The organism is Azonexus sp. (genome assembly GCF_036170495.1).
Classification (GTDB): Bacteria; Pseudomonadota; Gammaproteobacteria; order Burkholderiales; family Rhodocyclaceae; genus Azonexus.
Genome location: NZ_JAVHPH010000456.1, coordinates 2,055 through 8,424, shown reverse-complemented (window position 1 = coordinate 8,424; position 6,370 = coordinate 2,055). Strand labels below are relative to the sequence as shown.

Genomic DNA, 6,370 nt, shown 5'->3' with positions numbered 1-6,370 from the left:
CCGCCGATGCCGCTCGGCAGGCCTTCGCGCCAGGAACGCATGTTCGAGGCGTTGAGGCCGTCGCTGGGCGCCCGCGCCCGGGCGGCGAGCAAGGCTGCGCCGGGTTTGAAGTCGGCGTTGAGCAGAATATCGGCGCGCCGGATGTTGTCTTCGATCTTGAAATAGGCTGGTGGCCAGTCAGTCAGCGGCACCTTGTTGCGGATCAGTTCGGCGATTTCGTCGATGCGCTCCAGGCTCAAGCCGCCAATCGCGTAGTTATTGACCAGCATGCCCGGCCCCTGGTCGCACAGGCCGGTACAGGCCGTCTTGCCGACGCTGACCAGGGCGTCTTCGGAAACCTTGCCGCGCTCGACCCAGAGGTTGTTGCACAGGCGTTCCATGAGCGCCCGGTTGCCCTGCATGCGGTCGGTGATGTTGTCGGAAAACAACACCCGGTATTTGCCGCGCGGTTCGGTATAAATGAAGGAATAAAACCCGGCGACGCCTTCGATTTTGGTGCGCGGCACGCCAAGCATGGCCTGCATGCGGTCGATGGCTTCCGGCGGCACCCAGTCACAAGCCTCCTGGACTTCGCGCAGGATCTGCAGCATGCAGGTCGGATCGCGTCGATATCGGTTAATCACCCGGTCGACAACACCGGTGACCGCTTCGGCATGCATTTCATTGAATCCCACGACAATCTCCTGAAAATTGCCTATGACATGAAAAGCCTAGCACCGGAACGTTACTGTTTGTTGTCCGAGGTCAACAACCGCGTATTTGTAACACGCCAAAAAACCGGAATGTGCAACAATGGTGCTGCGTTGCAACATAGACCAAACACCATCAATTGGCGATGTACCAAGACACATGGTGCGGCGCAATACACTCTGATCGACTCTGCAAGGAAGAACGGCATGAACACAATTGACGAACAATCCCCCCTCGCTCACGCCCATGCGCTACTGCCGCTGGCTGGCAAAAAAGGCTTGATTACCGGCGTCGCCAACGACAAGTCGATCGCTTTCGCCGTAGCCAAGGCGATTCGCGCCCTGGGTGGCGAAATCGCCCTGACCTACCAGAACGACAAGACCGCCAAATACACCCAGCCGTTGGCTGAAGCGCTCGGCGCCAAGCTCTTTCTCAAGCTCGACGTCACCGAGGCAGGCAGCCTGGAAGCCGCCATCAAGCAGTGCGGCGACGCATTCGGCGAACTCGACTTCGCCATCCACTCGATGGCCTTCTGCAACGGCGACGACCTGCACGGCCGCGTCATCGACACCTCGGAAGCCGGCTTCGATTCAGCCATGAACATTTCGTGCCACAGCTTCCTGCGCATGGCCAAGGCGCTGGAACCGCTGATGGCCCACGGCGGCTCGCTGATCACCATGTCCTACCTGGGCGCCGAGCGCGTCGTGCGCAACTACGGCGTCATGGGCATCATCAAGGCGGCGCTCGAATCGGCTGTCCGCTACATGGCCTACGACCTCGGCCCCAAGGGTATCCGCGTCTTCGCCGTATCGCCCGGCCCGATCATGACCCGGGCCGCATCCGGCATCGCCCACTTCGACAAGTTGCTCGAATCGGATGCGGACAAGGCACCACTCGGCCGCACCGTGACCATCGACGAAGTCGGCGCCCTGACCGCCTTCCTGTGCACCGCCGGCTCGTCCGGGATGACCGGCCAGACGATCTATGTCGACGCCGGCGCCCATATCGTCGCCTGAGGCTGTTTTGGTGCGATTGCTACGGTCAACCGGAAAAAAGGGCTAAATTTCAAATCGGCGGGGCAGGTTTCCGCCAATTTGAAATGAATTCGGAGAATCAGATGCCTGACCTTGACGGACTACTCCCCGACCCGGTGCCGGATCACCCGCTGCTCAACGGGCGTCAGGAAATCGGCCGGGGCGAAAGCACCATCGTCCTCGCAGCCGACACCGTCGATGGCCAGGAGCGCGTCTACAAAGTGCTGTCATCGCCCACCGACTACGCCTACTACACCGCCGATGACCGCCCGACCGGCACCCACTTCCCGGTCGTCTTTGCCGACCACGGCACGGTTGGCCGCTCCAGCCGCGGCTTTCCGTTTTACGTCGTCGAAGTCGAACGGCTCTACCCGCTGCCCGTTGCCGGCGACGCCGCCGAAGTGGCGACCAAGCTGTCCTCCTCGTATTTCGACGCCTGCATGATGTGGCGCAACCTGGCCCAGGACATGGGCCGCATCGCCTTGCATCACCTTGTCGTCACGCCCATGGGGTGGACCGACGCGCTGAAGGCGTCACTCAAGGCGGTGGAAGATTTTTCGACCGAATACGGCGCCCTGCCCGACCTCATCAAGGCCGACAATTTGATGATGCGCAAGGACGGGACGCTGGTTTTCTCCGACCCGGTGTTCATGGAATGAGCATCAGAAAAGTCTATTTCGCCTCGCGCGAACTGGCCGAATCGCTGATCGGCAGGCCGTCTATGGCGGTCATTTCGATTACCGATCCGGGCACCCCGGAAGCCAACCTGCACGCCCAGTTCGAGCACGTCCTGCGCCTGGCTTTCTACGATGCGTTGCCGGCCGACGACTACCTGCCGGCACCGATGCCCGGCCTGTTCGATTACCGGATGGCCCGCCAGATCGCCACCTTCGTCGAGGACCTGGACAACGCCGCGGATCCGGTTTCGGTGCTCGTCCATTGCGAATACGGCGTCAGCCGTTCGGCCGCCGTCGCCCTTTTCATCGAAGCCTATACCGGTGCGCCGCTCATTTCGCGGGAATTCACCGGCGAGGCCAACCAGTGGGTCGTCAATCAGTTGTCGCAGCTACGCCCCGAACTGGACATCGACATTCCGCCGGCCAACGCGGCACACGACCGGCGCAGCAGGCCGCGACCGGCCTGACCTTTTCCCAGGAGCATGACCATGCATGAAAGCAGCGAGCAACGTTATCTGGTCAACAAGACCTACGACGAAATCCGCGTCGGCGACTCGGCCAGCCTGACCCGAACCCTGATGCCCGAGGATGTGAAGTTGTTCGCCATCCTGACCGGCGACATCAATCCTTCGGTCGTCGATCCAGGCTATTCCGAAAGCGGCCTGTTCCGCGAAGTCATCGCCCACGGCATGTGGAGCGGTTCGCTGATCTCGACCGTTCTCGGCACCCAGTTTCCCGGCCCCGGCACCATCCTGATTGATCAGGCACTGCATTTCTCCCGCCCGGTCACGATCGGCGACACGATCACCATCACCGTCACCGCCAAGCAGAAATTCGATCACAACAAGCACGTCAATTTCGACTGCGTGTGCACCAACCAGGAAGGCCTGCAGGTGGTGCGCGGCACCGCCGAAGTGCTGGCCCCGACCGAGAAAGTCTCCCGCCTGCAGGAAGTGCATATGCCGGCGATCCACATCGACGACAAACACGAGCGCTACATCCAGCTACTCGAACGCGTCAAAGGCCTGGAGCCGATCCCGACAGCCGTCGCCCACCCGTGCGACCACGAATCCCTGAAAGGCCCGGTGATGGCTTTCCAGGCCGGCATCATCGAACCGATCCTGGTCGGCCCCGAAAACAAGATTCGCGCCGTCGCCGAGGAATTCAACCTTGACCTCTCCGGCATTCGCATCGTGCACGCCGCGCACAGCCACGATTCCGCCGCGCTGGCCGTCTCGCTCGTCCGCACCGGCGACGCCGAGGCGCTCATGAAGGGCAGTCTGCATACCGACGAACTGATGGGCGAAGTCGTCGCCCGCGCCAACGGTATGCGCACCTCACGGCGGATCAGCCACGTCTTTGTCATGGACGTGCCGACCTACCACCGCCCGTTGCTGATCACCGACGCCGCCATCAATATCGCGCCGACGCTGGAAGACAAGGCCGACATTATCCGCAACGCCATCGAACTGGCCCACATCATCGGCATCCCCGAACCCAAGGTAGCGATCCTCTCGGCCGTCGAGACGGTCAACCCGAAAATTCAATCCACTTTGGATGCCGCCGCCCTGTGCAAAATGGCCGACCGCGGTCAGATCAAGGGCGGCATCCTCGACGGCCCGCTGGCTTTCGACAATGCCGTTTCGATCATCGCCGCCAAGACCAAGGGCATCAAGTCGGCCGTCGCCGGCCACGCCGAAATCCTCGTCGTGCCCGATCTCGAATCCGGCAACATGATCGCCAAACAGCTTGAATACCTGGCCAACGCGCTGACCGCCGGTATCGTACTCGGCACCAAGGTGCCCATCGTGCTGACCAGCCGCGCCGACTCGGCCGAAACCCGCACCGCATCGTGCGTTATCGCCGCACTGATCGCCCACCACAACCGCAAAACTGGAACCGTTTAAATGAAGCAAGGCATTCTGACGATCAACGCTGGATCGTCCTCCATCAAATTCGCCCTCTTTCCGCTCGCCCACCCGATTTCCCCCGAGGCCGAAGTCTCCGGCCAGATCGACGGCATCGGCACCAAGGCGACAAAAATGGCCGCCAAGAACAAGGTCGGCCTGAAGATCGCCGACCTCGCCATTCCGGGCGAAAACGTCAGCCACGACCAGGCTTTCGACGCCCTGCTCAAGTGGTTCCAGGCCACCCAATCGGGCTGGCGGATCGTCGCCGTCGGCCACCGCGTCGTGCATGGCGGCGACCTCTACTCGCAGCCGACCATCGTCGATGCCCAGGTCCTCGAACATCTGACCGGCTTCATCCCGCTCGCCCCGCTCCATGAGCCGCACAACGTCGCCGGCATCCGCGCCCTGCAGGCCCTGTTGCCGGCGGTACCGCAGGTCGCCTGTTTCGACACTGCCTTCCACCGCAGCCAGCCCGACGTCGCCCAGGCTTTTGGCCTGCCCCGTGCGTTGACCGCAGAAGGCATCAAGCGCTACGGCTTCCATGGCCTGTCCTATGAATTCATCGCCCGCGCCCTGCCCCAGCATTCGCACCGGGCCAATGGCCGCGTCGTCGTCGCGCACCTCGGCAACGGCGCCAGCATGGCCGCCATGGTCAATCGCAAGGGCGTGGCGACAACACTCGGCTTCTCGACCATCGACGGCCTGCTCATGGGCACGCGCTGCGGCAATCTCGACCCCGGCGTGATCCTGCACCTGATGGAAACCAAGGGCCTGTCGGTCAAGGACATGACCCGGATGCTCTACAAGGAATCCGGCCTGCTCGGCGTTTCCGGCATCAGCCAGGACATGCGTACCCTGCTCGCCAGCGACAAGCCGGAAGCCCAGGAAGCGGTCGATCTGTTCTGCTACCGCATCGCCCGCGAACTCGGCTCGCTGGCCGCCGCCGCCGGCGGTATCGACGCGCTGGTGTTCACCGGCGGCATCGGCGAACACGCGGCGGAGGTTCGCCGCCGCGTCTGCCTGCAGTCGGAATGGCTGGGCATCCGCCTCGATTCCGAGGCCAATGCGCGTCACGACATCGTGATCAGCGCCGGCAACAGTAGCGTTGACGTAATGGTCATTCCGACCAATGAAGAATGGATGATGGCGCACCACGCGCAGACCCTGCTCGCCCTCTGAAAAATTTATTTTTGTTCATGAGCCCCGGTAGCGAAAGCCGCCGGGGCTTTGTTTTTTCTGGCTTTTTTTACCCCGATAGCATCACGAATCACAGGCACACAAAACACCGCATCTAGTCAAGACATTGCCATCGCCCACTATATCTAGTAGCTTTGCAACATTCGAAAATTAACAACCCATAAAATCCGAATTTTGTAGAGGAGCCTTGGATGAGCAAAATCGCCGAACAGCTTTCGCTGACTGACATTCCCGAAGCACCGCAATTCGCACCGCTGCCGGAACAGGAAATTTCCGCCGAAGTGCTCATCGAAAAGTATGCCAAGGGCAAAGAAACCAACGTCCATGACGTCCGCCGTCGCGTCGCCTACGCGCTGTCCCAGGTTGAGCCGGAAGCAGATCAGGCCCACTGGGAAGCGAAGTTCCTGTGGGCCCAGGAAAACGGTTTCATTCCGGCTGGCCGGATCAATTCCGCTGCCGGCACCGACCTCCAGGCAACGCTGATCAACTGCTTCGTGCAGCCGGTTGGCGACTCCATCGTCGAAAACACCGATGGCCGTCCCGGCATCTACACGGCGCTGGCCCAGGCGGCCGAAACGATGCGGCGCGGTGGCGGCGTCGGCTACGATTTCTCGTCGATCCGACCGCAAGGCGCCCGCGTCAAGGGCACCCAGTCGCGTGCTTCCGGCCCGGTGTCGTACATGCGCGTCTTCGACCGCTCGTGCGAGACCGTCGAGTCCGCCGGCGCCCGCCGCGGCGCCCAGATGGGCGTGCTGCGCTGCGACCATCCGGATATCGAAGTCTTCATCCACGCCAAGGACAAGGGCGACCTCTCCAATTTCAACATCTCGATCGGCGTCACCGACCCGTTCATGGAAGCCGT

General features: G+C 62.0%; 7 protein-coding genes. 6 read left to right on the top strand and 1 reads right to left on the bottom strand.

Features of this window, described 5'->3' with window-relative positions; all coding sequences use genetic code 11:
* A partial coding sequence (locus ADADOO_RS16435) for an NADH-quinone oxidoreductase subunit NuoE family protein (RefSeq protein ID WP_511278590.1) occupies positions 1 to 674 on the bottom strand: 674 nt, incomplete at its 3' end.
* A 222-nt stretch (positions 675 to 896) separates the two neighbouring features.
* Between ADADOO_RS16435 and fabI the strand changes: the two genes are divergently transcribed.
* The 6 genes from fabI to ADADOO_RS16405 form a co-directional block, all read left to right on the top strand.
* The gene (fabI, locus tag ADADOO_RS16430) at positions 897 to 1,706 is read left to right on the top strand and encodes an enoyl-ACP reductase FabI (RefSeq protein WP_511278589.1); all 810 of its coding nucleotides are present in this window, start codon (positions 897 to 899) and stop codon (positions 1,704 to 1,706) included.
* Between the two features lie 101 nt (positions 1,707 to 1,807).
* Positions 1,808 to 2,383: a hypothetical protein gene (locus ADADOO_RS16425; protein WP_511278588.1), complete on the top strand. Its 576-nt coding sequence runs from the start codon at positions 1,808 to 1,810 to the stop codon at positions 2,381 to 2,383.
* Positions 2,380 to 2,868 carry a hypothetical protein gene (locus ADADOO_RS16420; RefSeq protein ID WP_511278587.1) on the top strand — a complete coding sequence of 163 codons (489 nt, stop codon included), beginning with the start codon at positions 2,380 to 2,382 and terminating at the stop codon, positions 2,866 to 2,868. The genes ADADOO_RS16425 and ADADOO_RS16420 overlap by 4 nt, the downstream gene beginning before the upstream one ends.
* Before the next feature lie 21 nt (positions 2,869 to 2,889).
* Entirely contained in the window at positions 2,890 to 4,308 is a 1,419-nt protein-coding gene (locus ADADOO_RS16415; RefSeq protein ID WP_511278586.1) for a bifunctional enoyl-CoA hydratase/phosphate acetyltransferase, read from the top strand.
* The gene (locus tag ADADOO_RS16410; RefSeq protein ID WP_511278585.1) at positions 4,309 to 5,490 is read left to right on the top strand and encodes an acetate/propionate family kinase; all 1,182 of its coding nucleotides are present in this window, start codon (positions 4,309 to 4,311) and stop codon (positions 5,488 to 5,490) included.
* A gap of 209 nt (positions 5,491 to 5,699) precedes the next feature.
* Positions 5,700 to 6,370 (top strand): ribonucleotide reductase barrel domain-containing protein (locus tag ADADOO_RS16405; protein ID WP_511278584.1); only part of this gene is annotated, 671 nt, incomplete at its 3' end.